General features: G+C 72.6%; 19 protein-coding genes. 9 read left to right on the top strand and 10 right to left on the bottom strand.

Annotation, left to right across the window (positions count from 1 at the left end; translation table 11 throughout):
- Nucleotides 1-16: 16 nt before the first annotated feature.
- The 5 genes from ACIO3R_RS02105 to ACIO3R_RS02085 are packed head-to-tail and all read right to left on the bottom strand — an operon-like array spanning nt 17 to nt 5,196.
- Nucleotides 17-886 (bottom strand): ATP-binding cassette domain-containing protein, encoded by an 870-nt coding sequence (locus ACIO3R_RS02105; protein WP_402102381.1) that lies wholly within the window; start codon nt 884-886, stop codon nt 17-19.
- Nucleotides 883-1,728, bottom strand: coding sequence for an ATP-binding cassette domain-containing protein (locus ACIO3R_RS02100; RefSeq protein WP_385036819.1), 846 nt, complete (start codon nt 1,726-1,728; stop codon nt 883-885). Before ACIO3R_RS02100 ends, ACIO3R_RS02105 begins: the two co-directional genes overlap by 4 nt.
- A complete protein-coding gene (locus ACIO3R_RS02095) occupies nt 1,725-2,636 on the bottom strand; it encodes an ABC transporter permease (RefSeq protein ID WP_385036817.1) in 912 nt (303 codons plus the stop codon). The genes ACIO3R_RS02100 and ACIO3R_RS02095 overlap by 4 nt, the downstream gene beginning before the upstream one ends.
- The gene (locus ACIO3R_RS02090) at nt 2,633-3,622 is read right to left on the bottom strand and encodes an ABC transporter permease (RefSeq protein WP_385036815.1); all 990 of its coding nucleotides are present in this window, start codon (nt 3,620-3,622) and stop codon (nt 2,633-2,635) included. Before ACIO3R_RS02090 ends, ACIO3R_RS02095 begins: the two co-directional genes overlap by 4 nt.
- The gene (locus tag ACIO3R_RS02085) at nt 3,619-5,196 is read right to left on the bottom strand and encodes an ABC transporter substrate-binding protein (RefSeq protein ID WP_402102376.1); all 1,578 of its coding nucleotides are present in this window, start codon (nt 5,194-5,196) and stop codon (nt 3,619-3,621) included. Before ACIO3R_RS02085 ends, ACIO3R_RS02090 begins: the two co-directional genes overlap by 4 nt.
- A gap of 54 nt (nt 5,197-5,250) precedes the next feature.
- Between ACIO3R_RS02085 and ACIO3R_RS02080 the strand changes: the two genes are divergently transcribed.
- Nucleotides 5,251-6,087: an IclR family transcriptional regulator gene (locus ACIO3R_RS02080; RefSeq protein ID WP_402102373.1), complete on the top strand. Its 837-nt coding sequence runs from the start codon at nt 5,251-5,253 to the stop codon at nt 6,085-6,087.
- Nucleotides 6,084-7,115 (top strand): serine hydrolase domain-containing protein, encoded by a 1,032-nt coding sequence (locus ACIO3R_RS02075; RefSeq protein ID WP_402102370.1) that lies wholly within the window; start codon nt 6,084-6,086, stop codon nt 7,113-7,115. The genes ACIO3R_RS02080 and ACIO3R_RS02075 overlap by 4 nt, the downstream gene beginning before the upstream one ends.
- A 21-nt stretch (nt 7,116-7,136) precedes the next feature.
- Here ACIO3R_RS02075 and ACIO3R_RS02070 read toward each other — a convergent pair whose 3' ends face one another.
- The gene (locus ACIO3R_RS02070) at nt 7,137-8,597 is read right to left on the bottom strand and encodes a PucR family transcriptional regulator (protein ID WP_402102367.1); all 1,461 of its coding nucleotides are present in this window, start codon (nt 8,595-8,597) and stop codon (nt 7,137-7,139) included.
- A gap of 167 nt (nt 8,598-8,764) precedes the next feature.
- Here ACIO3R_RS02070 and speB point away from each other — a divergent pair, with 167 nt between their 5' ends.
- The 4 genes from speB to ACIO3R_RS02050 all read left to right on the top strand — a co-directional run bounded on the left by speB (nt 8,765) and on the right by ACIO3R_RS02050 (nt 16,361).
- On the top strand, nt 8,765-9,754 hold the full coding sequence (gene speB / locus ACIO3R_RS02065) for an agmatinase (RefSeq protein WP_402102364.1): 990 nt from the start codon (nt 8,765-8,767) through the stop codon (nt 9,752-9,754).
- Entirely contained in the window at nt 9,751-11,436 is a 1,686-nt protein-coding gene (locus ACIO3R_RS02060) for a thiamine pyrophosphate-binding protein (protein ID WP_385036804.1), read from the top strand. Before speB ends, ACIO3R_RS02060 begins: the two co-directional genes overlap by 4 nt.
- A 159-nt stretch (nt 11,437-11,595) precedes the next feature.
- Nucleotides 11,596-12,480 (top strand): serine hydrolase, encoded by an 885-nt coding sequence (locus ACIO3R_RS02055; RefSeq protein ID WP_402102360.1) that lies wholly within the window; start codon nt 11,596-11,598, stop codon nt 12,478-12,480.
- 140 nt (nt 12,481-12,620) lie between these two features.
- Nucleotides 12,621-16,361 (top strand): ABC transporter ATP-binding protein, encoded by a 3,741-nt coding sequence (locus ACIO3R_RS02050; RefSeq protein WP_385036800.1) that lies wholly within the window; start codon nt 12,621-12,623, stop codon nt 16,359-16,361.
- A 22-nt stretch (nt 16,362-16,383) separates the two neighbouring features.
- Here the strand turns inward: ACIO3R_RS02050 and ACIO3R_RS02045 are convergent, their stop codons facing one another.
- The gene (locus ACIO3R_RS02045; RefSeq protein ID WP_402102356.1) at nt 16,384-16,881 is read right to left on the bottom strand and encodes a hypothetical protein; all 498 of its coding nucleotides are present in this window, start codon (nt 16,879-16,881) and stop codon (nt 16,384-16,386) included.
- A 171-nt stretch (nt 16,882-17,052) separates the two neighbouring features.
- On the opposite strand from ACIO3R_RS02045, the gene ACIO3R_RS02040 reads away from it, so the two are divergent.
- Both ACIO3R_RS02040 and ACIO3R_RS02035 read left to right on the top strand, forming a co-directional pair.
- On the top strand, nt 17,053-17,493 hold the full coding sequence (locus ACIO3R_RS02040) for a hypothetical protein (RefSeq protein ID WP_402102943.1): 441 nt from the start codon (nt 17,053-17,055) through the stop codon (nt 17,491-17,493).
- A gap of 118 nt (nt 17,494-17,611) precedes the next feature.
- Nucleotides 17,612-19,084, top strand: a complete 1,473-nt coding sequence (locus ACIO3R_RS02035) for a S28 family serine protease (RefSeq protein WP_385036795.1) — start codon at nt 17,612-17,614, stop codon at nt 19,082-19,084.
- 55 nt (nt 19,085-19,139) lie between these two features.
- On the opposite strand, the gene ACIO3R_RS02030 is transcribed toward ACIO3R_RS02035, so the two are convergent.
- Nucleotides 19,140-20,990: a glycoside hydrolase family 3 protein gene (locus ACIO3R_RS02030; RefSeq protein WP_402102351.1), complete on the bottom strand. Its 1,851-nt coding sequence runs from the start codon at nt 20,988-20,990 to the stop codon at nt 19,140-19,142.
- A gap of 171 nt (nt 20,991-21,161) precedes the next feature.
- Nucleotides 21,162-22,094, bottom strand: coding sequence for a LysR substrate-binding domain-containing protein (locus tag ACIO3R_RS02025; RefSeq protein WP_402102348.1), 933 nt, complete (start codon nt 22,092-22,094; stop codon nt 21,162-21,164).
- 100 nt (nt 22,095-22,194) lie between these two features.
- On the opposite strand from ACIO3R_RS02025, the gene ACIO3R_RS02020 reads away from it, so the two are divergent.
- Complete coding sequence (locus tag ACIO3R_RS02020; protein WP_402102345.1) at nt 22,195-23,106, top strand: EamA family transporter; 912 nt, start codon at nt 22,195-22,197, stop codon at nt 23,104-23,106.
- A gap of 5 nt (nt 23,107-23,111) precedes the next feature.
- Here the strand turns inward: ACIO3R_RS02020 and ACIO3R_RS02015 are convergent, their stop codons facing one another.
- The gene (locus tag ACIO3R_RS02015; RefSeq protein WP_385031193.1) at nt 23,112-23,900 is read right to left on the bottom strand and encodes a sugar phosphate isomerase/epimerase family protein; all 789 of its coding nucleotides are present in this window, start codon (nt 23,898-23,900) and stop codon (nt 23,112-23,114) included.
- Nucleotides 23,901-23,920 lie beyond the last annotated feature (20 nt).

Below are 23,920 nucleotides of genomic sequence, written 5' to 3'. Positions count from 1 at the left end.
GGCCCCGCCGAGGGGCTCACCGGTCCTCCTCGGCGGTCCGGGACATCCGCGCGGCGGCCCGGCGGCCCCTGCGTGGGTCGAGGACCGGCACCGCGTCGAGCAGCTGCCGCGTGTAAGGGTGCTCGGGGCTGCGGAAGACCGCCGACGCCTCGCCGACCTCGACCAGCCGGCCGCGCCGCATCACCGCGACCCGGTCGGCCACCTGCCGGACGACGGCGAGGTTGTGCGAGACGAAGACGTAGGTCAGGTTGTGCTGCCGCTGCAAGTCCTTCAGCAGGTCGAGCACCGTGGCCTGGACGGAGACGTCGAGGGCGCTGGTGGGCTCGTCCAGCACGAGCAGGCGGGGTTCCAGGGCCAGTGCGCGGGCGATGGAGATCCGCTGGCGCTGCCCGCCGGAGAACTCGTGCGGATAGCGGTCCTGGTGGGCGGCGCTCAGCCCCACGGCCTCCAGGAGCTCCCCGACCCGTTCCCTGGTCCGCGGCCTGGCGCGCCGGCCGCGTGCCGCCGGTTCGTGGGTGACCAGCGGCTCGGCGACGATGTCGGTGACGCGCATGCGCGGGTTCATGCTGGAGAACGGGTCCTGGAGCACGACCTGCATCTGACGGCGCACGCCGCGCAGTTCGGCCGGGGTCAGGGCGCCGAGGTCACGCCCGTCGAAGTGCACGCTCCCGGAGGTGGGCCGCACGAGCTGGAGCAGCAGCCGGGTCAGGGTGGTCTTGCCGCAGCCGGACTCGCCGACCAGGGCGAGGGTCTCGCCCTCGTACACCTCCAGCGAGACGTCGTCGACGGCGACGTTCACCGTTCTGCTGCCGAACTCCTTGCGCAGGCCGACGAGTTCCAGGAGGGCCGGGCGGGCGGGCGTCGGGGTGCCCGTGGTCGTCGTCATGCCGCCTCCAGGCGCGGGGTCGCGGCCAGCAGCCGGCGGGTGTAGTCGTCGGCCGGGTGGTCGAAGACGTCCAGTACGTCGCCGCTCTCGACGACCCTGCCCTGGTGCATGACCACCACGCGGTCGGCGCTCTCCGCCACCACGGCGAGGTCGTGCGTGATGAGGACGACCGCCATGTCGTGCTTGCGCTGGAGCTCCACGAGCAGATCCAGGATCTGGCGCTGCACGGTGACGTCCAGGGCGGTGGTCGGCTCGTCCGCGATGAGTATCCGCGGCCGCGCCACGAGCGCCGTCGCGATCATCACGCGCTGGCGCAGCCCGCCGGACAGCTCGTGCGGGTACTGCCGGTAGCGCAGCTCCGGTTCGGGGATGCCGACCTCGTCGAGTGCCGCGAGCGCGGCCTGCCGGGCCTCGGCCCGCGAGGCGCCCGTGTGGTGCCGGAGCACCTCGGCGACCTGCGCGCCCACCCGCTGGAGCGGATCGAGCGAGGTCATCGGGTCCTGGAAGACCATGGCGATCTCACGGCCCCTGATCCGGCCGAGTTCCTTCTCGGTGAGCGTGAGCAGGTCCTGCCCGCCGAACATGATCCGGCCGTTCGGGACGACGCACGGAGGGGACGGGTTGAGGCCGAGGACGGACAGGGCGGTGGCGCTCTTCCCGCTGCCCGACTCGCCCACGACGGCGAGGGTCTCCCCGGCGTGGACCTGTAGGGAGACGTCCCGCACCGCGTGCACGGTGGAGGTCTCGAGCCGGAAGTCGACGCTCAGGCCCGCTATTTCCAGCAACGGGGCGGAATCGGCCGGCGGGCGGGGGGCGGTGGTCTCGGTTCGGTCCATGGTCATCGGCGGTACGCCTTCGGGTCCGCGACGTCCCGCAGGGCGTCGCCCGTGATGTTGACGGCGAGTGAGGTGAGCATCAGCGCGATGCCGGGGAAGACGGCGACCCACCAGGACGTGCCCAGGTAGAGCTGGCCGTCGGCGAGCATGCCGCCCCAGGTGACCGTCTCCTTCGGTACGCCCAGTCCCAGATAGCTCAGGGACGCCTCCGCCACGATCGCGGCGGCCACGTGCAGGGTGCCGATGGTGGCGAGGGGAGCCATGACGTTGGGGAGCAGGTGGCGGCGCATGATGGTGACGTCGGTGACCCCGATGGCGCGGGCCTCGGTGATGAAGTCCCGTGACCGCAGGGACATCACCTCGGAGCGCACGACGCGGGCGTAGGACACCCAGCCGGTGAAGCCGAGCACGAGGATCACGTACCAGAGGCCCGAGCCGAGGAAGCCGACGATGGTCAGGGCCAGGAGGATGGCCGGGAAGGCGAGCTGGACATCGGCGAGCCGCATGAGCGCGCGGTCGGCCCAGCCGCCGAAGTATCCGGAGGCCAGCCCCACGACGGTGCCGATGACGCCCGCGAGCAGCGCGGCGCCGGCGCCGACGAGCAGCGAGACGCGGGTGCCGTAGAGGACCCGGGAGAGCATGTCGCGGCCGAGCTGGTCGGTGCCGAGCAGGTTGGTCCGGCTGCCGCCGTCCGCCCAGGCCGGGGGCTTCAGCCGGGCCAGGAGGTTCTGCGCGTTGGGGTCGTGGGGTGCGACGAGCGGGGCGAACAGGGCGGCGGCCAGCAGGAGTACGAGCAGCGCCAGTGCCAGTACGGCGAGTTTGTTGCGCAGCAGGGCCCGCAGGGCGGTGAACCGGGAGGTGTCCCGTTCCGCCGCGGTGGCCCGGTCGGTCGCGGTCGGTGAGATGGCGGTCATCGTGACGTCCTCACCCTCGGGTCGAGGAAGCTGTAGGAGAGGTCGACGAGCAGGTTCACCACGACGAAGGTGGCGGCGAAGAACAGGATGGTCGCCTGGACCAGCGGGAAGTCGCGGTTGGAGATCGCCTCGATGGTCAGCTGTCCGACTCCCGGCCAGGAGAAGACGCGTTCGGTGAGGATCGCGCCGCCGAGCAGGTTGCCCACCTCCAGGCCGACGACGGTCACCACCGGCAGCGAGGCGTTGCGCAGCCCGTGGGACAGGACCACCTTCAGCGGTCCGAAGCCCTTGGCGCGGGCACTGCGGATGTGGTCGGAGGACAGCACGTCGATGAGTGAGGAGCGCAGCAGTCTGGCGACCACGGCGATGGAGTAGATGGCGAGGGTGACGGCCGGCAGGACCAGGTTGGCGAAGCTCCCGTACCCGGAGGCGGGCAGGGCGTGCAGCCAGACGGCGAACGTCAGGATGAGCAGGATGCCGACCCAGAACGGAGGGGTGGACTGGCCGATGAGGACGCTCGTCATCACGGTGCGGTCGGTGCCGCGGCCGCGCCGCATCGCGGCGAGGATGCCGGCCGGGACGGCGATGACGAGGGTCACCGCCAGGGCGGCGGCGGCGAGTTCGATGGTGGCGGGCAGCCGGTCGGCCAGGATCTCGCTGACGGGCTGGTTGTAGACCAGCGAGTTGCCGAAGTCGAGCCGGGGCAGGCCCCGGAGGAAGTCGACGTACTGGGTGAACAGCGGCCGGTCGAGGCCGAGGGACGCGCGCAGGACGCTCTCCTGCTGGGCGGTGGCGTCGGGCGGCAGCAGGATCTTCACGGGGTCGCCGGACAGGCGTACCAGGAAGAAGGAGACGGTCGCCGTGCACAGCAGCACGAGCAGTGCGGTGCCCAGGCGTTTCAGCACGGTGTACAGCAGCCGTGCCCTGCGGGTGCCCGGCTTCCTGTCCGCCGGTGCGGCGGTCGGGGCGGTGAGGAGATCGCTCATCGGGAAACCTCTGCGCTCTCCATCGCGAGGACGCCTGCTGATCCCGGCTTCCAGTGGGGCCGGTCGTTGCGGGCGTAGATGTTGTCGAGCTGGTAGAGGAAGACGAAGGGGGCTTCCTCGCGCAGCAGCCGTTGCAGGTCGGAGAACGCCTTCTTGCGCTCGGCGGGCTCCGGGGACAGCTCCTCGATGTCGATGAGCCGGTCCGCCTCCTTGGAGTGCCAGCGGCTCTGCCGCCGGTCACTGCGCACGTTCGACTGCATGACGCTCTGTCCGTCCATGGTCCAGACGGTGCTGGCCGCCAGGTACATCGGGCCGAGCGCCCCCCGGTTGTCGGAGGTGAGGCTGGCCGCGTACGTCCCGGGGTCGAGGAGGTTGACCCTGGCCCTGACCCCGGCCCTGGCCAGCAGACCGGAGAGCGCTTCCGCGACGTTGGAGTCGATGTTGGACGCGGTGAGCGTGGTGGAGAAGCCGTGCGGGTAGCCGGCTTCGGCGAGCAGGGCGCGAGCGGTCTTCACCGACCGGGGGAACGCCTTGACGGACGGATCGAAGCCGAACGCGCCGCGCGGGACCAACGCCGGTGTCTCGGTGGCCTTTCCGCCCAGCACGGCCTTGATCAGCAGGGGGACGTCGACCGCGTGGTTGAGCGCCTGGCGCACCCGGCGGTCCTGGAGCGGGCCCTTCTCCAGGGTGTTGAGCGAGATGTAGGACGTGCGGACCCCGGTGAAGCCGTCCAGCGTCACCCCCGGATAGCCGTCGAGCTGCTGTGCGGCGTCCGGGGTGAGCCCGGCGACGAGGTCGACGCCGCCGCTCTGGAGCGCGGCGAGCGAGGAGGAGGGGTTGGGTGCCGGGCTGAAGACGAGGCCGTCGACGCTCGGGCGGCCCTGCCAGTGGTCGGCGTGGGCCCGCATCCGCAGCTGGTGGTCGCGCTGCCAGCTGACGAAGGTGAACGGCCCGGTGCCCACGGGGTGTTCGGCGAATCCGGCGTCGCCCACCTCGGACAGGTAGCGGGGCGGCACGACGACCCCGCCGAACAGCGAGAGCTTGTCGGGCAGGATCGGATCGTGGACGCTGGTGCGGATGTCCACCGTGAGCCGGTCGACGACGGTGACGTCCTTGACGTAACGCAGCTCGACGATCGGTGACTTGGTCGCGGGGTCGAGCAGCCGCTTGATGCTGAAGGCGACGGCGTGTGCGTCGCACACCTCCCCGTTGTGGAAGGTGACGCCCGGCCGGAGCTCGAACCGCCAGGTGAGCGGATCGGTGGCGGTCCAGGACAGGGCGAGCCTGGCGTGCAGTTCGTTGTCCCGGCCGCGGGTGGTGAGGGTGTCGAAGATGTTGATCAGGACGTTCATCGACACCATGTCGCCCTGTTTCTGCGGGTCCAGCGTCTTGGGGTCCCCCGGCTGGGAGACCCGCAGCACGTTGCCGGCTCCGTCCGCGCCGGTCGTGGAGCCGCAACCGCTCAAGAGCGGCGTGGCGCCCAGGGCGGCGAGCAGCAGCCCGCCCGATCGCAGGACGTCGCGGCGGGGGAGTTTGCTGCGGTCCACGGTGCGCCCCTGGCGGATTCGTTCCATTGAACAACACCTCCGTTCCGGCTGATGGAATGCGATTGGGTTAAGCTAGGCCACATGGTGAAAGCGGTCAACACCCGATCAGTGGAGCAGGAGCCCGTGAAGGGGCCCGTCGACAAGGCCATGGAGGTGCTTGAGGCCCTGGTCCAGCCCGGCGCCCCGCACCGACTGGGCGAGATCGCACGGCGCACGAGCCTCGCCAAGCCGACCGTCCACCGTCTGCTGAGAACGATGGCCGAACACGGTTTCGCCGAGCCCGAGGAAGGCGGCAGCTACCGTGCGGGGCCGAGGCTGCTGGGCCTGGCCGCCGCCGCCCTCAACGAGGGCCGTGTACTGGAGTTGGCCGGTCCCGTCCTCGCCGATCTGCGCCGGCGCACCGGCCATGTCGCGTCCTTCGCGGTACGGCACGACTCCGACGCCGTCTACCTGGTGCAGTCGGAGCCCGCCCGCGAGTACCGGACGGGCGCCCGGCCGGGGCACCGGACTCCGCTGTACGCCAGCGGCGTCGGGCTCGCCATGCTCTCCGCGCTGCCGGCCGGGGAGGCGGCCGCCCTCCTCGGCACCACGGAGCTCGACGCCCGCACCCCGCGGACCCCGACCGAACCCGCCGCGCTCCAGGCGCTCGTGGCGGAGGCCGCCCGGTGCGGATACGCCGTCGACGACGAGTACGACGAGCCGGACATGCGCTCGGTGGCCGCGCCGGTCCTCGGGCCGGACGGCCGGGTCGCGGGCGCCATCGGCATCTCCGGCCCGATGTTCACCATGGACGCGGCGAACCTGGAGACGTTCGGCCCCATGGTGCGCGCCGCGGCCCGCACGGTCTCCGCCGGCCTCGGCGCGCGGACGCCGACCCTGGGCTCGATGGGCACGGTCATCCGGGGTGAGCTGGCATGAGCGTGATCGAGGACCTCCTCACCGGCGGACGGGACCGGCGGGTCTACTCGGCCGCCGCCTGGTCCGTCGGCGGTCCGGCGGGACCGCTGGAACGGGGCTGGACGGGCACCCGCAGCTGGGACGGCCCGGCCCTGGACGGGGACGAGTCGTGGGACCTGGCATCGGTGACGAAGCCGATCGTCGGCCTGGCCGTCATGGCGCTGGCCGAGCGCGGCGCGCTGACGCTCGACGACACCGTCGGCGCACACCTGCCCGGCTGGCGCGGCGGCGACAAGGCGGAGCTGACGGTACGCCAACTGCTCACCCACACCTCGGGCATCCCCGGCCAAGTGCCGCTCTACCGCGAGCACTCCACCCGCGCCGCCCTGCTGGACGCCATACGCCTGCTGCCGCCGACCGCGGCGCCGGGCACCCGGGTCCAGTACTCCTCGCAGGGCTTCATCGTCCTCGGCCTGATCGCCGCGGCCGCGGCGGGCCGGCCACTGGACGAGCTGGTGGACGAGCTGGTGTGCGCGCCCCTCGGGATGCGGCACACCGTGTTCCGTCCGGGCCCCGGGCTCCGCGCGCGGGCCGTCGCCACCGAGGACTGCCCGTGGCGCGGCCGGACGGTCGTCGGCGAGGTCCACGACGAGAACGCGGTCGTCCTCGGCGGGGTGGGCGGGCACGCCGGGCTGTTCTCGACGCTGGCGGACATGGAACGGCTGGGCGCCGCGCTCACCGACGGCGGCCGCGGAATCCTGCGCCCCGCCACCCTCGCCCTCATGGCGTCCGCCCACACCGACCGGCTGACGCTGCGGCGCGCCCTCGCCTGGCAGGGCCGCGACCCGGCTGGCTCGCCCGCCGGCACCGTGTTCGGCCCCGACTCCTACGGACACACCGGATTCGTCGGCACCAGCCTCTGGATCGACCCGGCGGCCGCGCGCTACGCCGTGCTGCTGACCAACCGGGTGCACCCGAGCCGCGACGGCGACGGCATCACGCCCCTGCGGCGGTCCTTCCATGACGCGGCGGCGGTCCTGCCCGGCTGACGGCGGGGCGCGCGCCCGCGCTCACCCCAGCCGCAGCGCCACCCACAACTCCGTCCGCACGTCCATGTCGTCCAGGTCCACCCCCAGCAGCACCGCGCACCGCCCGATGCGCTGGCGGACGGTGTTGCGGTGGACCTGGAGGGCGGTCGCCGTGCGGTCCCAGCTGCCGTGCAGGCTCAGCCAGCAGCGCAGGGTCTCCGTCAGCGGCTCGGCCAGCGGGGCGAGCAGGGCACGGGCGTGCGCCTCCGCGGCCTCCCTCGGGATCAGCGCGGCCAGTCCGCGGCCGGTGTCCGCGCGGTGGTACGAGAGCGGGGTGCGGGTCGCCTCCGCGCGGCCGAGGGCGCGTGCGGCCTGGGCGTCGGCCACGTCCAGCGCGGTGATCGCGGCGGGGGCGGACGCGCCGAGTGTCCAGCCGGGCTGCGGGGCGAGCCGGTCGCCGCCGGGCACCAGTACCCGTACCGCGTCGCGGCCCCGGCCCGCGTCGACCAGCGCCGAGCCCAGGGCCGCGCCGAGCGCCCCGGCCGTGAGCGGGTCCACCGGGCCGCCGCCGCTGCGGCGCGCGTGCACCACCGTCCACTGCTCCGCGCCGCCCAGCAGCGGGGCGACGCCCGCCGGGTCCGCGCCCAGCAGCAGCCGGACCAGCGCCGCCGAGCGGCCCGCGGCGTCGGCGCCCTGGTGCGGGGCGGCCAGCAGGGAGAGCAGCACGACCGCGATCCCGGCCACCGTGTGGTCGCCCGGCTCGCGCCGCTCCGTCGCCAGCGTCAGGACGAGCCCCTGCCCGCCGCCGAGCGCGTACGCGGCGAGATGGGCGGTGCCCAGGGTGTCGGTGGCCGAGGCGGGCGCGGGGCGTACGGCCGGCGCGACCACCCGGGAGAGCCGGGTGAGCGCGGCCCGCACGCCGGGGGCCGGCGTCCGGCCCGCCGCGTGCAGCTCCTCGCCGTCGGCCGTGAGCAGGGCCGCCCGCCCCTCCAGCTGGGCCGCCAGCTGGTGCAGCACGGCCGGCACCGGATCGGTCCTGGCCGCCGCCGTCGCCAGGGCCTGCTGGGCGTGCGTCACCCGGCGCAGCTCGCGCAGCCGGGCCTGGGCCATCAGCCGCCACACCGCGCGGGCGATCGCCGTGAACGGGGTCTCCGGCGGCACCTCGATCAGCGGCAGCCCGTACCGGTCGCACGCCGCGACCAGCTCCGCGGGCACCGCCTCGTGCACCGGCCGCACCCCGAAACCCAGCGCCGCCGCCCCCGCCTCCACCAGCCGGGACACATAGGTGTCCGGGTCCGTGAGCAGCACCCCGGCGCTCAGCAGCAGCTCGCCGCCGAGCAGATACGGGTACGGGTCGGCCATCTCCGAGGTGTGCACCCACAGCAGCTCCGCCTCCGGCGGCCCCGCGATGCCGCGCAGCCCGAGCTCCTCCCGGGCGAGCAGCTCGGTCAGCCGGACGGGCGGGGTCGGCGGCGCCGTCGGTCCTGCGGAGAGTTCCGGCATGGATGGTTCATCCGTTCAGTGCGGCGAGAATAGATGAAACGTACACTTCAGGCCGGCTGTCCGGCCGCCTAGCGTCATCAGTGGACCCGTGTGCGTGCTTCCGTGCCGTTCCGGGCGATCCGGCACACTCGAAGCAGCGCGTCATCGAAGGAAAGGCCAGCCACCCCATGAGCAGCACAGAAACGCCGCGCGGACCCGTCGACTCCTCCCGCGTCCCCCGGTACGCGGGGCCGGCGACGTTCGCCCGGCTGCCCCGGCTCGACGAGGTCGGCCGGGCCGATGTCGCCGTGGTCGGCGTGCCCTTCGACAGCGGGGTCTCCTACCGGCCCGGCGCCCGGTTCGGCGGCAACGCGATCCGGGAGGCCTCGCGGCTGCTCCGCCCGTACAACCCGGCACAGGACGCCTCGCCGTTCGCCCTCGCGCAGGTCGCCGACGCCGGGGACATCGCGGCCAACCCGTTCAACATCAACGAGGCCGTCGAGACGATCGAGGCCGCCGCCGACCAGCTGCTCGGCACCGGCGCCCGCCTGATGACGCTCGGCGGCGACCACACCATCGCGCTGCCGCTGCTGCGTTCCGTCGCCAAGAAGCACGGCCCCGTCGCGCTGCTCCACTTCGACGCGCACCTCGACACCTGGGACACCTACTTCGGCGCCGAGTACACCCACGGCACCCCCTTCCGCCGGGCCGTCGAGGAGGGCGTCCTCGACACCTCCGCGCTCTCCCACGTCGGCACCCGCGGCCCGCTGTACGGCAAGCAGGACCTCACCGACGACGCCAAGATGGGCTTCGGGATCGTGACCTCCGCCGACGTCATGCGGCGCGGCGTCGACGAGATCACCGACCAGCTCCGTCAGCGCATCGGCGGCCGGCCGCTCTACATCTCCATCGACATCGACGTCCTGGACCCGGCGCACGCCCCCGGCACCGGCACCCCGGAGGCCGGCGGCCTCACCTCCCGCGAGCTGCTCGAAATCGTGCGCGGGCTGTCCTCCTGCAACCTGGTCTCCGCCGACCTGGTCGAGGTCGCCCCCGCGTACGACCACGCCGAGATCACGTCCGTCGCCGCCTCGCACACCGCGTACGAGCTGACGACGATCATGACCCGCCAGATCGCGGAGGCCGGGCAGAAGCAGAAGGAGGCCGGGCAGAAGTGAGCCACGACCACCACGACGAGCGGCCCGAGCTCACCCCCGCGCAGATCGCCGCCGCGCTGAACCCCCCGCCCGGCCGCAACGGCGGCGACCTCGTCGTCGAGACCCTCCAGGGCCTCGGCGCGACCACCGTGTTCGGGCTGCCGGGACAGCACGCGCTGGGCATGTTCGACGCGCTGCGCCGCTCCTCCCTCAGCTACGTCGGCCTGCGCGTCGAGAACAACGCGGGCTTCGCCGCCGACGCCTACGGGCGCATCACCGGCGAGGTCGCCCCGCTCCTGCTGTCCACCGGGCCGGGCGCGCTCACCTCGCTCGCCGCGCTCCAGGAGGCGGCCAGCGCGTCCGCCCCCGTACTGGCCGTGTCCAGCCAGATCCCGACCGCGGGACTCGGCGGCGGACGCCACGGCTACCTGCACGAACTGCGCGACCAGCAGGCGTCGTTCCGCGACATCGTGAAGTCCGTCCACACGGTGCGCGCCGCCTCGCAGATCCCGTCCGCGATCGCCGCCGCCTGGGAGTCCGCGCTGACGGCCCCGCACGGCCCGGTCTGGATCGAGATCCCGCAGGACGTGCTCCTGGCCGAGACGACGCTGCCCGTCGTCACCGCGATGGACGCCACCCCGCGCGAACTGCACGCCCGCCCCGAACTCATCGCGGTGGCCGCCCACTTGCTGTCGAACGCCGAGCGGCCCGCGATCATCGCGGGTGGCGGGGTCGTACGCTCCGACGCGTCCGGCAAGCTCCGGGCGCTCGCGGAGCGGATCAGCGCCCCGGTCGTCACCACCTTCGGGGGCAAGGGCGCCTTCCCGTGGGAGCACCCGCTCTCGCTCCAGTCCTGGCTGGAGGACCGGCACACCACGGACTTCCTGGAGGACGCCGACGTCGTCCTGGTCGTCGGCTCCGGACTCGGTGAACTCTCCTCGAACTACCACACGTTCGCCCCGCGCGGCCGGGTCGTGCAGATCGAGGCGGATGCCGGGAAGCTGGAGTCCAACCACCCGGCGCTCGGCATCCACGCCGACGCCAGGGACGCCCTGGCCGACCTCCTCGAAGCGGTCACCCCCCGCACGGACCCGGCCGCCGCGGAGCGCGTCGCCGAAGTGCTCGGCCGGGTACGGGACAGGATCGCCGCCCAGGGGCTCACCCTGGAACAGCACCTCGTCGCGGAGATCAGGGCGGCCCTGCCCGACACGTCCCCCAGCTTCTGGGACATGACGATCCTCGCCTACTGGGCCTGGTCCGCCTTCGACGCCCGCCACCCCAACACCATGCACTCGGCCCAGGGCGCCGGCGGCCTCGGCTACGGGTTCCCGGCGGCCATCGGCGCGGCGGCCGCCGACACCACGAGGCCGGTCCTGGCGGTCTCCGGGGACGGCGGCGCGATGTACTCCCTCGCGGAACTCGCCACCGCCCGCCAGCACGACCTCCCGGTCACCTGGCTCATCGTGGACGACGGCGGCTACGGCATCCTGCGCGAGTACATGACCGGCGACTTCGGCGAGACCACCGGGACGGAACTGTCCCGCCCGGACTTCGTCGCACTCGCCGAGTCCTTCGGCGTCCCGGCGGTCCGTACGAGCCCCGAGACGCTCGCGGACGACCTGGCCAAGTCCTTCGCGCAGCCGGGCCCCTCGGTCGTCGTACTCCCGGCGCTGCTCAGGATGTTCGAGCCGACGCACCTCTGAGCGCCCGGACGCCGGCCGTGTCGCACCCGGAGCCGTAACGGGCTCCGGGCGCGTCCCGTTGATCCCGGCGCATACAACTTTCCGGCTGTCCGCGAGTCATCTCTGACGGGGGTGCCGGGGGGCGCCCGCAGGAATCACTCAGGGGACGGGAACGCATCAATGACCACACCTCACATATCCCGCCGTGCTCGCGGCGCGCTCTGCGCCGCGCTGGCCACCGGCGTGCTCGCACCCGTGGCGCTCGGCGCCGCGCCCGCCGCCGCCGCGACGCCGACGGCGAGCTGCACCTCGGGCCGGGCCGGACTCGCCGCCAAGCTGTCCAAGGACATCACCGCGGCGCTCAAGGGGCGCAAGTCGACCACCGCGGTGGCGCTCCAGGACCGCACCACCGGCACGACGTGCACGCTGCGGTCCACGTCGAAGTACGACTCCGCGAGTGTCGTGAAGGCGACCGTGCTGGCCACGCTGCTCTGGGACAGCGCCAAGCACAACCGCCACCTCACCCAGCGCGAGACCACCCTCAGCACCGCCATGATCACCAAGTCCGACAACAACGCCACCACCGGTCTGTGGAAGCAGCTCGGCGCCGCCAAGGTCGCGGCGTTCCTCAAAGCGGCCGGTATGACACACACCACACCCGGGTCCGGCGGCTACTGGGGGCTCACCCAGATCACCGCGCAGGACGAGCAGCGGCTGCTGAGCCTGCTCACCGCGAAGAACTCCGTGCTCAGCGACAACGCACGCGCCTACGAGCTCGGGCTGATGCGCAAGGTCATCCCCGCGCAGCGCTGGGGAACACCCGCCGGAGCCCCGGCCACGGCCACCGTCCAGCTCAAGAACGGCTGGCTCCAGCGGGCCACCCACGGCTGGCGGGTGCACAGCATCGGCGCCTTCACGGGCAACGGCCACGACTACGTGCTCACGGTGCTCACCCAGGACAACAAGACGATGAGCGACGGCGTCAACACCATCCAGGCGGTCGCGCGGGCCGTGCACAAGGACCTGAACCCGCGCGTCATCAGGTCGAGGCCCGCGAACCAGTAGCCGCGGCCGGTCCGGGCCCGTGGCCGCTCCATTGAGGAGCGGGCCGCGCCGATGGTCCCGTAATTTGTTGCGGAGGGATGAAATCCGCAACCGCCCGCGTTGGTGCCTTGCGGCAGAGCGGGACGAACGGGAGGCATCGGGTGTCGGACACAGGGGAGACAGGCGACGGGCCACAGCCCCGTGGCTGGGCGCGCAGGCTGATCGGCTACGCCTGGCGCTACCGGCGCAACGTGCTGCTGGCGCTCGGCTCGTCGCTCGCCGGAATGGCGGTGATGGCCCTCGTCCCGCTGATCACCAAGGTGATCATCGACGACGTGGTCGGCAACCACACCCGCTCCCTCGCCGTCTGGACCGGACTGCTCATAGGGGCCGCCGCGCTCGTGTACGTCTCCACGTACATCCGCCGCTACTACGGTGGCCGGCTGGCCCTGGACGTCCAGCACGACCTGCGGACCGAGATCTACCGGACGATCACCCGTCTGGACGGGAAGCGCCAGGACGAGCTGTCCACCGGACAGGTCGTCGGGCGCGCCACCAGCGACCTCCAGCTGATCCAGGGGCTGCTGTTCATGCTCCCGATGACCATCGGGAACGTCCTGCTCTTCCTGCTCTCCCTGGTGATCATGGCGTGGCTCTCGCCGCTGCTGACCCTCGTCGCCGTCGCCGTCGCCCCCGCCCTCTGGTACATCGCCCGCCGCTCCCGCACCCGGCTCTTCCCCGCCACCTGGTACGCCCAGTCGCAGGCCGCGGCCGTCGCCGGAGTCGTCGACGGCGCCGTCTCCGGCGTCCGCGTCGTCAAGGGGTTCGGACAGGAGGACCAGGAGACCGGCAAGCTGCGCGAGGTCGGACGCAGGCTCTTCGCCGGCCGGCTGCGCACCATCCGGCTGAACTCCCGCTACACCCCCGCCCTGCAAGCCGTCCCCGCGCTCGGCCAGGTCGCCATGCTGGCCCTCGGCGGCTGGCTCGCCACCCGGGGCGAGATCACCCTCGGTACGTTCGTCGCGTTCTCCACGTACCTCGCCCAGCTCGTCGGCCCGGTCCGGATGCTCGCCATGGTCCTCACCGTGGGACAGCAGGCCCGCGCCGGTGTGGAACGCGTACTGGAACTGATCGACACCGAGCCGACGATGCGGGACGGCACCAAGCAGCTCCCCACCGATGCCCCGGGCAGCGTCGAGTTCGACGACGTGCGCTTCGGCTACGACGAGGACCGGCCCGTCCTCGACGGCTTCTCGCTGACCATCGAGCCCGGCGAGACCGTCGCCGTCGTCGGCGCGTCCGGCAGCGGCAAGTCCACCGTCTCGATGCTGCTCCCGCGCTTCTACGACGTGACGCACGGCGCCGTCCTGGTCGGTGGCCACGACGTCCGCGAGCTGACCCTCGACTCGCTGCGGGCCGCCATCGGCCTCGTACCGGAGAACAGCTTCCTGTTCTCCGACTCCATCCGCGCCAACATCGCCTACGGGCTCCCGGACGCCACCGACGAACAGATCGAGCAGGCCTCCCGCGCCGCCCAGGCCCACCGGTTCATCGCCGAACTGCCCCAGGGGTACGACACCGAGGTCGGCGAGCAGGGGCTCACCCTCTCCGGCGGCCAGCGCCAGCGCGTCGCCCTCGCCCGCGCCATCCTCACCGACCCCCGGCTGCTCCTCCTCGACGACGCCACCTCCGCCGTCGACGCCCGTGTCGAGCACGAGATCCACGAGGCGCTGCGCCAGGTGATGGCGGGCCGCACGACGCTGCTGATCGCCCACCGCCGCTCCACCCTCAACCTCGCCGACCGGATCGCCGTCCTGGAGAACGGCCGGCTCGCCGACATCGGCACGCACGAGGAGCTGGAGCCGCGCTGCGCGCTCTACCGGCGCCTGCTCACCGACCCGGACGAGCTCGGCGGCACCTCGCCCGGCCACCAGCCGGTCGCCCCCGCCGCCGACCCCGTGGACGACCGCGCGCTCCAGGAGGAGCTGGACGCCGAATTCGACGCCGAGCGCGGCATCACCCCCGAGCTGTGGGTCCGCAAGGAGGAGGCCAGGGAGACCGACGCGGCCGGCACGCCCGCCACCCCCGAGCTCCTCGCCCAGGTCGACGCCCTGCCCCCGGCGACCGACACCCCGGACATCGACGAGGCCCGCGCCGTGCACGCCGAGGAGTCCTACGGGCTGCGCCGGCTGCTGCGCGGCTTCGGACTCCCGCTGCTGGTGAGCCTCGCCCTGGTGGCCGTGGACGCCGGATCGGGACTGCTCCTCCCGGTGCTGATCAGGAACGGCATCGACCAGGGCGTCACCCAGCTGGCCCTGGGCGCGGTCTGGACGGCCTCCGCCCTCGGCCTGCTCGTCGTCCTCGTGCAGTGGGTGGCCCAGACCGGCGAGACCCGGATGACGGGCCGCACCGGCGAGCGGGTGCTCTACTCGCTGCGGCTGAAGATCTTCGCGCAGCTCCAGCGCCTCGGCCTCGACTACTACGAGCGCGAGCTGACCGGCCGGATCATGACCCGGATGACGACGGACGTGGACGCGCTGTCCACGTTCCTGCAGACCGGTCTGGTCACGGCCTTCGTCTCCGTCGTCACCTTCTTCGGGATCATGGTCGCGCTGCTCGTCCTGGACGTCGAACTGGCGCTGGTCGTCTTCGCGACCCTCCCGGTGCTGGTCATCGGCACGTTCTTCTTCCGCCGCAAGAGCGTCGAGGCGTACGAGCTGGCCCGTGAGCGCATCAGCGCCGTCAACGCCGACCTCCAGGAGTCCGTCTCCGGGCTGCGGATCGTGCAGGCCTTCCGCCGCGAGGGGGAGGGCGCCGAACGGTTCGCCGGGCGCAGCGCCTACTACCGTGAGGCCCGGGTCCGCGGCCAGTGGCTGATCTCGGTCTACTTCCCGTTCGTCCAGCTGCTGTCGTCGGTGGCCGCGGCCGCCGTGCTGATCGTCGGTGCCGGCCGGGTCGACAACCACACGCTCACCACGGGTGCGCTCGTCGCCTACCTGCTCTACATCGACCTGTTCTTCGCGCCCGTGCAGCAGCTCTCCCAGGTCTTCGACGGCTACCAGCAGGCCACCGTCTCGCTGGGCCGTATCCAGGAGCTCCTCCAGGAGCCGACGTCCACCGCCGACGGGGACGAACCGCTGGACGTGCTGTCGCTGCGCGGCGAGATCGCGTTCGAGGACGTGTCCTTCGCGTACGGCGGCGAGGAGGCGGCGCTCACCGGTGTCGACCTGCGCATCCCGGCCGGGCAGACGGTCGCGTTCGTCGGCGAGACCGGTGCGGGCAAGTCGACCCTCGTCAAGCTCGTCGCCCGGTTCTACGACCCGACGGCCGGCCGGGTCACGGCGGACGGCACCGATCTGCGCAGCCTCGGTCTCACCTCGTACCGGCACCGGCTCGGGGTCGTGCCGCAGGAGGCGTACCTCTTCGCCGGCACGGTGCGCGACGCCATCGCGTACGGGCGGCCGGAGGCCGGCGACGCGGAGGTGGAGGCGGCGGCCAGGGCGGTCGGGGCGCACGACATGATCGCCACGCTGGAGGGCGGTTATCTGCACGAGGTCGCCGAGCGGGGCCGCAATCTCTCCGCCGGACAGCGGCAGTTGATCGCACTCGCCCGCGCCGAACTCGTCGACCCGGACATCCTGCTGCTCGACGAGGCCACCGCGTCCCTGGACCTCGCCAGCGAGGCGCTGGTCAACCAGGCGACCGACCGCCTCGCGGGCCGGCGCACCACTCTGGTCGTCGCCCACCGGCTGACCACCGCCGCCCGCGCCGACCGGGTCGTGGTGATGGACCACGGCCGGGTCGTCGAGGACGGCACGCACGACGAACTCCTCGCCCTGGACGGGAAGTACGCCGTGCTGTGGCGCACGTTCATCGGGGAGGACGAGCCGGCCGGGGTGTGACCGGCGGGCGCGTCCGGGCCGGTCAGCCCCGGATGCCGGAGATCTTCCCGGTCCCGAGGTCCTGCCGCACGGTCAGGTACGTGTACGTCCGGTGGGCGGAGGTGCCCCAGGTGAGGCGGACCGTCGACCAGGTGTGGCCGGCGCCGCTGTCGCCCGGGGTGACCTTGAAACCGGCCGGGACGTCCTGGGCGCGCAGCACCCCGTCGGCGTGGTTCTTCGCCTCCCACTTCTTCAGCTCCGCGCGCAGGGCGGGCGTCAGGTAGAAGCTCCGGAGCGTGGTGGCGAGCTTGCCGCCGCCCTCCGCGGCGATGGCGTCGAGGTAGGAGCCGTAGAAGTGGGCGACCAGCTGGTCGCCCGCGTCGTCGCGGCTGTGCGCCGGTGCGGCGGCCGGTGCCCCCTGCGGTGCGGCCGCCGCGGCGGCCGGTACGGCGGCGACGGCCGTCAGGAGAGCGGCCGCGAGGAGCGTGCGGCCGATGATGCGCCGGCCGCGGGGGTGCCGAGGGGTGTGGAGTCGGGTCATGGCAGTGCTTCCTTTCGGGTGGCTTGTCCTGTTGGAGCCATCCTGTGGCGGTTCGGTTGCCCGGGATGCCGAGCGCGCCGTGTGCAACCTCCGGATGGCCTCCCGCGTCGTACGCAGATACACGTATGTGCGCTCATGTGTCAGGAAGGAGCGCATGTGTTCGATGAGGTGATGGGGTGGCCGGTGAACAGAGCGACGATCGGACGGGCCGGGGTGCCGGACGGGCGCGCGGTGCGCGGGGGCTCCCCGCGGCTGCTGGTCCTGGCCCTGGCCACCGTCCTCGGACTGCTCCTCGGCGGGGTCGGGGCGACCGGCGCCACCGCCGCGTCGGTCTGCGCCGGACGGCCGGCGAAGACGCTGGGGTTCGGCACGGGCGAACTGCGCGTCTACAGGACCCGCTCCTACGCCTGCGCCCTCGCGGTCGCCGCCAAGCCCGGGGCGCGCCGCCGGATGTCCGTCCAGATCCAGCCGCGCGGCGGGCGCCCCGTCGTCGACAGCGGCAACTTCACCCGGCAGGCCGGACCGGTGACGGTCCACGCGCTGAACCGCTGCGTCCGGGTCTCCGGCACCATCTCGGGACGGACGGGATCCACGGACTGGATTCTGTGCTGACGGGGCGAGCCCTGTGCTGACCGGGTGATTCGAACTGACCGGGCGGCAATGAGGTCTGGCGGCACCGGTGTTGCCCCGCTAGGTTCACGTGGTCTGTTGTGAATCAAGGGGAGGGTGTATGCGCAAGGCGCTCAGAGGTTTCCTGTCGCTCGCGATGCTCATCGGCACAGTGAGTGCGACCGGTGCCTCCGCCGGGGCGGCCACCGCCGCCGAACCGGCCGCGCTCCGTTCCGCCGTCAGTGACAGCGGTACGAGCACGGACATCAAGGACCGCATCCTGGCCATCCCGGGTATGAGCCTCATCGAGGAGAAGCCGTATCCGGGCTACCGCTACTTCGTCCTGAACTACACCCAGCCGGTCGACCACCGGCACCCGTCCAAGGGAACGTTCCAGCAGCGGATCACCCTGCTGCACAAGGACACGTCCCGTCCGACGGTGTTCTTCACCAGCGGATACAACGTCTCCACCAATCCCAGCCGCTCCGAGCCGACCCGGATCGTGGACGGCAACCAGGTCTCGCTGGAGTACCGGTTCTTCACCCCGTCCCGCCCGTCGCCCGCCGACTGGTCCAAGCTCGACATCTGGCAGGCCGCCAGTGACCAGCACCGGGTCTTCGGCGCGCTGAAGAGGATCTACTCGAAGAACTGGCTGACCACCGGCGGTTCCAAGGGCGGCATGACGGCCACGTACTACGAGCGCTACTACCCGAAGGACATGGACGGTGTCGTCGCGTACGTCGCTCCCAACGACGTGGTCGACAAGGAGGACTCGACGTACGACCGGTTCCTGGCGAACGTCGGCACCAAGGAGTGCCGCGACAAGCTGAACGGCGTGCAGCGCGAGGCGCTGATCCGCCGCGAGCCGCTGGAGGCGAAGCTCCGGCAGTACGCCGCCGACAACGGCTACACCTTCACCACCGTCGGCTCCCTCGACAAGGCGTACGAGGCCGTCGTCCTCGACTACGTCTGGGCGTTCTGGCAGTACAGCCTGCTCGCCGACTGCGACTCGGTCCCGGCCGCCAGGACCGCCACCGACCAGGCGATCTGGGACTCGGTCGACTCGATCTCCGGCTTCTCCGCCTACGCCGACCAGGGCCTGGAGAAGTACACGCCGTACTACTACCAGGCGGGCACCCAGCTGGGTTCGCCCGACATCAAGCAGCCCTGGCTCGGCAAGCTGAGCCGGTACGGCTACCAGCCGCCGCGCACGTTCGTGCCGCGCTCCATCCCGATGAAGTTCCAGCCCGGGGTGATGCGTGACATCGACAACTGGGTGAAGCACCACGCCGACCACATGCTGTACGTGTACGGGCAGAACGACCCGTACGGCGCGGAGCGCTTCCGGCTCGGCGCCGGCGCCCGTGACAGCCACGTGTTCACCGTGCCCGGCGGCAACCACGGGGCGACCGTCGCCGGTCTGGTCCCGGCCGAGAACGCCACGGCCACCGCGGCCATTCTGCGCTGGGCGGGCGTCGCCCCGGCCGCCGTCCAGTCGGACCCGGCGAAGGCGAAGCCGCTCGCGAAGTTCGACGCGGTGCTCGACCAGCGGGACCTGACGACCGAGCACCGGCTCGGCCACCGGCGCCCGTAGCGGGACACGCGCCGGCGGCCACCCCCTCGGGCGGCCGCCGGCGCGGGAACCCCCGTCAGTACGAGAGGCCGTATCCCACCGGGTGCAGCACCTGCGCCGGGTCGTCCGCGCGCTGGACCGGCACCGGCAGGGTGCCCTCCGGTTCGGCGCGGCCCGCGATCACCCGGGCCGCCGCCCGCAGTTCGACATCCGTCCAGGAGTACGCGGCCAGGCTCGCCGCGTGCCCCGTCCCCGCCAGCTGGGCGATGTCGTACGGATTGCGGATCGCGACCGTGATCACCGGGACGCCGGTCGCGGCCAGCGCACTCACCAGGGTCCGCTGCGAACTGGCCGCCGTGACGTTGTACGTCCCCACGACCACCGCGTCCTTCCCCTGCGCGGCCGCCACCGCCGCGTCGATGGCCGCCCGGGTGGGCGCGGTGCCGGTGGACAGGGCGGTGGCCGCGTACCCCAGCTCCTTGAACTCCGCGGCCAGGGTGGCCGTCGGCGGTCCCGTCGTGCCGGACGGGGACGCCGGATCGGCCCCCACCACCAGCAGGTTGCGGTGGGAGCGGCGCGACAGCGGCAGCAGCGCGCCCTCGTTGGCCAGCAGCGTGGTCGTGTGCTCCGCGATCCGGTCGGCGGCGGCCAGGTGCGACCGGGTGCCGACGGTACGGTCCACGCCCCGGTGACTGACGAACGGGTCCTCGAACAGCCCCAGCTTCGTCTTCAGCCGCAGAATGCGCAGGATCGATTCCTCGATCCGGGCCTCACTGATCTCGCCGCTCTTGACGGCCGCCAGCAGGGCGTTCCAGGAGACGTCCAGGCTGGGCGGGTTGAGCAGTTGGTCGACGCCCGCCTGCACGGCGAGCACCGGCACCCGCTTGTCGCCGTACTTCGTCCGTACGCCCTCCATGCCGAGCGAGTCGGTGACCACGACGCCGTCGTACCCCAGCTCCTCGCGGAGGATGCCGGTGAGGATGGGCCGGGACAGGGTCGCCGGGTCCTCCGAGGGGTCGAGCGCGGGCACCACGATGTGCGCCGTCATGATCGAGTCGATGCCGGCGGCGATCGCGGCCCGGAACGGCGGCTCGTCCAGCTCGGCCCACTGCTCGCGGGTGTGGGTGATCACCGGCAGACCGGTGTGGCTGTCGGTACTGGTGTCGCCGTGGCCCGGGAAGTGCTTGGCCGTGGAGGCGATCCCGGCGCTCTGGTACCCCTTCACCTGGGCGGCGACCATCCCGGCCACCGACTGCGGGTCGGAGCCGAAGGAGCGCACCCCGATCACCGGGTTCGCCGGGTTGACGTTGACGTCCGCGTCCGGCGCGTAGTTCTGGCAGATACCGATCGCGGCCAGCTCGGCGCCCGCGATCTGCCCCGCCTTGCGGGCGTCGGAGCGCGAACCGCCGGCGCCCAGCGCCATCGCGCCCGGCATCAGCGTGGCGGGCTCGCCGACCCGGCAGACGATGCCGTGCTCCTGGTCCGTCGAGACGAGGAGCGGCAGCGGCGTGGGACCCGCCAGGCCCGCGCGCTGGATGCCGTTGGAGAGATCGGCGATCTGGTGCGGGTCACGGGTGTTGTGCGCCCAGGTGAAGTAGATGATGCCGCCGACGTGGTACTTGGCGATCATCTCCGCGGCGGTGCGCACGCCGATCTCGGCGAGGTTGGCGTCGATGTCGGCCTGGTCGGGGTCGGTGGCGGAGTGCCCGTAGACCCGCATGACGAACAGCTGGCCGATCTTCTCCTCCAGGCTCATCCGGGAGATGAGCCGCTTCAGCCGCCGGGTGGTGGCTGCGGAGTGGTGACTGCCGCCCGCGGACTTCTGGGCGGCGACGGCGCCGGGGGCGACTGCCGCACCCGTCGCCGCCACGACTGCGGTGGCGGCGGTGGCGGTGAGGAGGGTGCGTCTGGAGGTGCGGTGGTGCACGTGAGCTCCTTCGGCCGTACTCGGTGACGAGGGGGTGGTGAAAGAAACTTCCAAGGATCACGGATATCCAGAAAATAACTTCCGGTCAAGAGCCCCGACCGTTTGAGCGCGTCCCGTACGGGTGGGGGAGGGGGACGAATCCCTCACCTCCTCCCACCTCGCCTCCTCACGTCATTCCCCCCGGGCCGGGCCCGGTTGACTCAGCCCCGCGCCCGCCCCGTGCGCCTGGAGCGCCGCGACCGCCGCCCTGATCGCGGGACGCCGCGCCGCCTCCGTACGCCACAGCGCGTACAGCCGGCGTACGGGCACGGGCTCGATCCGCACCTCCACCACCCCGTCCGGCAGCGGCCCGCGGCCCAGCCGAGGGATCATCGCGACGCCGAGACCGGCGGCGAGCAGGGCCAGTTGCGTGTGGTTCTCCTCGGCCCGGTGACGGATGTCCGGCTCGTAGCCCGCCGTGCGCAGCGTCCGTACGAGCCAGTCGTGGCAGACCGTCCCCGGCGGCTGGCAGATCCACCGCTCCTTCGCCAGCTCCTCGCGGCGCACCCCGTCCCGGCCCGCCAGCCGGTGGTCCGCCGGTACCAGCAGATCGCAGAGGTCCTCCCCGATCAGCGCCTGCGCGACACCGTCCGGGGCGGGCAGCGGGGCGATGTCCCAGTCGTGCGCGACGGCCAGGTCGATCACGCCTTTGGCGACCAGGTCGACCGAGAGGTGCGGATCGACCTCGGTCATCCGGACGTCCAGGGCCGGGTGCTCGCGGTCCAGCTCCGCCAGCACCCCGGGCAGCAGTCCGCGCGCGGCCGAGGCGAACGCGCCGATCGACAGCCGCCCCGTCGGCAGCCCCCTGCGCTCCTCCAGACTCGTCTCCGCGCGCTCCACGATGGCCAGCAACTCCTGTGCGGTGGCGGCCAGCCGGACCGCCTCCTCGGTGAGGGCCACCCCCCGGCCGCGCCGCTCCAGCAGCGTCGTACGGGTCTCCCGCTCCAGCTTGGTGATCTGCTGCGAGACCGCCGACGGGGTGTAGCCGAGCGCCGCCGCGGCGCCCGCGACGGAGCCGTGGACGGAGATGGCGTGCAGTGCGCGCAGCCGGGAGAGATCGAGCACCGGAGCCTCCTGGATACCGTCGATTCATTAGCAAAGCTCAATTTCACCATGAAGAAATCCGCGCTGGTGCTAAACGGTCGATGCGGGTGATCCTCGGGACATGCGTCCCCTCCACATCGCCCTGGCCGCCCTGGTGGCCGCCGTCTGGGGTGTCAACTTCGTCGTCATCGAGCTCGGGCTCTACCACTTCCCGCCGCTGCTCTTCTCCGCCCTGCGCTTCCTGGTCGCGGCACTGCCCGCGGTCTTCCTCGTCGGCCCGCCGAAGGTCGCCCGGAAGTGGATCGTGGGGGTGGGACTGGCCCTGGGCGTGGCCAAGTTCGGGCTGCTGTTCATCGGCATGGACCGCGGCATGGGGGCCGGGCTGTCCTCCCTGGTGCTCCAGGCGCAGGCGGTCTTCACCGCGCTCTTCGCGGCGCTCGCACTCGGTGAACGGCCGGGCAGGACACGGGTGCTGGGGATGGCGGTGGCCCTCGCCGGGATCGGTGTCGCCGCCGTGGACGAGGGGGCGGACGGGCCCGTGCTCGCCTTCGTCCTGGTGATCGCGGCGGCCGCCTGCTGGGGCGTGTCCAACGTGCTGACCCGGAGAGCCGCCCCGCCCGACGCCCTCAACTTCATGGTCTGGGTCTCCACCGTCCCGGTGCTGCCGCTGCTCGGGCTCTCGCTCCTCTTCGAGGGATGGGACCGCGATACGCGGGCGCTCGCCGCGCTCGATTGGAGCGGCGCCGGAATCATCGTCTACGTCGCCTGGATCACCACGGTGTTCGGCTTCGGGGCCTGGGGCTTCCTGCTGAGCCGGTACCCGGCGTCGTCGGTCGCCCCGTTCACCCTGCTCGTCCCCGTCTTCGGGATGTCGTCGGCCGCCCTGCTGCTCGACGAGTCGGTGAGCCCGCTGCGGTGGTGCGCGGCGGCGCTGCTGGTCGGCGGTGTGGCGCTGACCTCGCTCGCCGGGGCGCGGCGCCCCCGCCCCGCCACCCCTGAGCTCGCGGAGTCGCAGGCCGCGGGGGCCGCCTGACCGCTCTACTGCTTCGGCGCACCCAGCCGCAGCAGGTGCTCGCGCCCCGCGCTCAGCAGTCCGGGCAGCTCCGCCGCCTCCGGGTGCCAGCGCTTCTCGTACTCCCAGCAGACCCAGCTGTCCGGGTCCAGGGTGTCCAGGCAGGCCCGCAGCGGCAGCACCCCGGCGCCCAGGGCGAGGGGCGCGGTGGCCTCCGCCGACGCGATGTCCTTCACCTGGACGTAGCCCAGGTGCGGGGCCAGCACCGCATGGCTCGCGACCGGTTCCTCACCGGCCAGCCAGGTGTGCATGATGTCCCACAGCGCGCCGACGCTCCCGTGCCCCACCGTGCCCACCACACGGGCCACGGCGACGCCCGCGCGGTGCGAGTCGTGGGTCTCCAGCAGGATGCGCACGCCCATGTCCGCGGCGTACGGAGCGGCGGCGGCCAGCCTGCGGGCGGCGGTCGCGTCCGCCGCGTCGGGGTCCTGGTCGCCGCCGCCGGGGAAGACCCTGACGTTCCGCGCGCCCAGGTCCCGGGCCAGCTCCACCAGCGCGGCGAGCTCGTCCAGCACCGGCTGGTCCTCGCCCTCGGAGGCGGCCCGGACATAGCCGGCCACGGTCAGGATCTCGATCCCGCCCCGCTTGAACTCCTCGACCACATCGGCCCGCTCCAGCATCGAGAGCCCGGGGTGCACCGGCTCCTCCGGGTGGGCGCGCAGCTCCACCCCCTGGTAGCCGTGTTCGGCGGCGAGCCGGACGACCTCGGGTATCGGCAGCCCCGGCACCCCGAGGGTGGAGAAAGCGAGCTTCACGTGCGTGTCCTTCCGTCGTC

This window comes from Streptomyces sp. NPDC087428 (assembly GCF_044744085.1).
Lineage (GTDB): Bacteria > Actinomycetota > Actinomycetes > Streptomycetales > Streptomycetaceae > Streptomyces.
This window is presented reverse-complemented; position numbering and strand designations above follow the sequence as displayed.

Bases quoted from the DNA above. Each gene is read 5' to 3' on its own strand.
- ACIO3R_RS02105 (WP_402102381.1), bottom strand. From the start codon at position 886: ATGACGACGACCACGGGCACCCCGACGCCCGCCCGCCCGGCCCTCCTG.
- ACIO3R_RS02100 (WP_385036819.1), bottom strand. From the start codon at position 1,728: ATGACCATGGACCGAACCGAGACCACCGCCCCCCGCCCGCCGGCCGAT.
- ACIO3R_RS02095 (WP_385036817.1), bottom strand. From the start codon at position 2,636: ATGACCGCCATCTCACCGACCGCGACCGACCGGGCCACCGCGGCGGAA.
- ACIO3R_RS02090 (WP_385036815.1), bottom strand. From the start codon at position 3,622: ATGAGCGATCTCCTCACCGCCCCGACCGCCGCACCGGCGGACAGGAAG.
- ACIO3R_RS02085 (WP_402102376.1), bottom strand. From the start codon at position 5,196: ATGGAACGAATCCGCCAGGGGCGCACCGTGGACCGCAGCAAACTCCCC.
- ACIO3R_RS02080 (WP_402102373.1), top strand. From the start codon at position 5,251: ATGGTGAAAGCGGTCAACACCCGATCAGTGGAGCAGGAGCCCGTGAAG.
- ACIO3R_RS02075 (WP_402102370.1), top strand. From the start codon at position 6,084: ATGAGCGTGATCGAGGACCTCCTCACCGGCGGACGGGACCGGCGGGTC.
- ACIO3R_RS02070 (WP_402102367.1), bottom strand. From the start codon at position 8,597: ATGCCGGAACTCTCCGCAGGACCGACGGCGCCGCCGACCCCGCCCGTC.
- speB (WP_402102364.1), top strand. From the start codon at position 8,765: ATGAGCAGCACAGAAACGCCGCGCGGACCCGTCGACTCCTCCCGCGTC.
- ACIO3R_RS02055 (WP_402102360.1), top strand. From the start codon at position 11,596: ATGACCACACCTCACATATCCCGCCGTGCTCGCGGCGCGCTCTGCGCC.
- ACIO3R_RS02045 (WP_402102356.1), bottom strand. From the start codon at position 16,881: ATGACCCGACTCCACACCCCTCGGCACCCCCGCGGCCGGCGCATCATC.
- ACIO3R_RS02040 (WP_402102943.1), top strand. From the start codon at position 17,053: ATGGGGTGGCCGGTGAACAGAGCGACGATCGGACGGGCCGGGGTGCCG.
- ACIO3R_RS02035 (WP_385036795.1), top strand. From the start codon at position 17,612: ATGCGCAAGGCGCTCAGAGGTTTCCTGTCGCTCGCGATGCTCATCGGC.
- ACIO3R_RS02020 (WP_402102345.1), top strand. From the start codon at position 22,195: ATGCGTCCCCTCCACATCGCCCTGGCCGCCCTGGTGGCCGCCGTCTGG.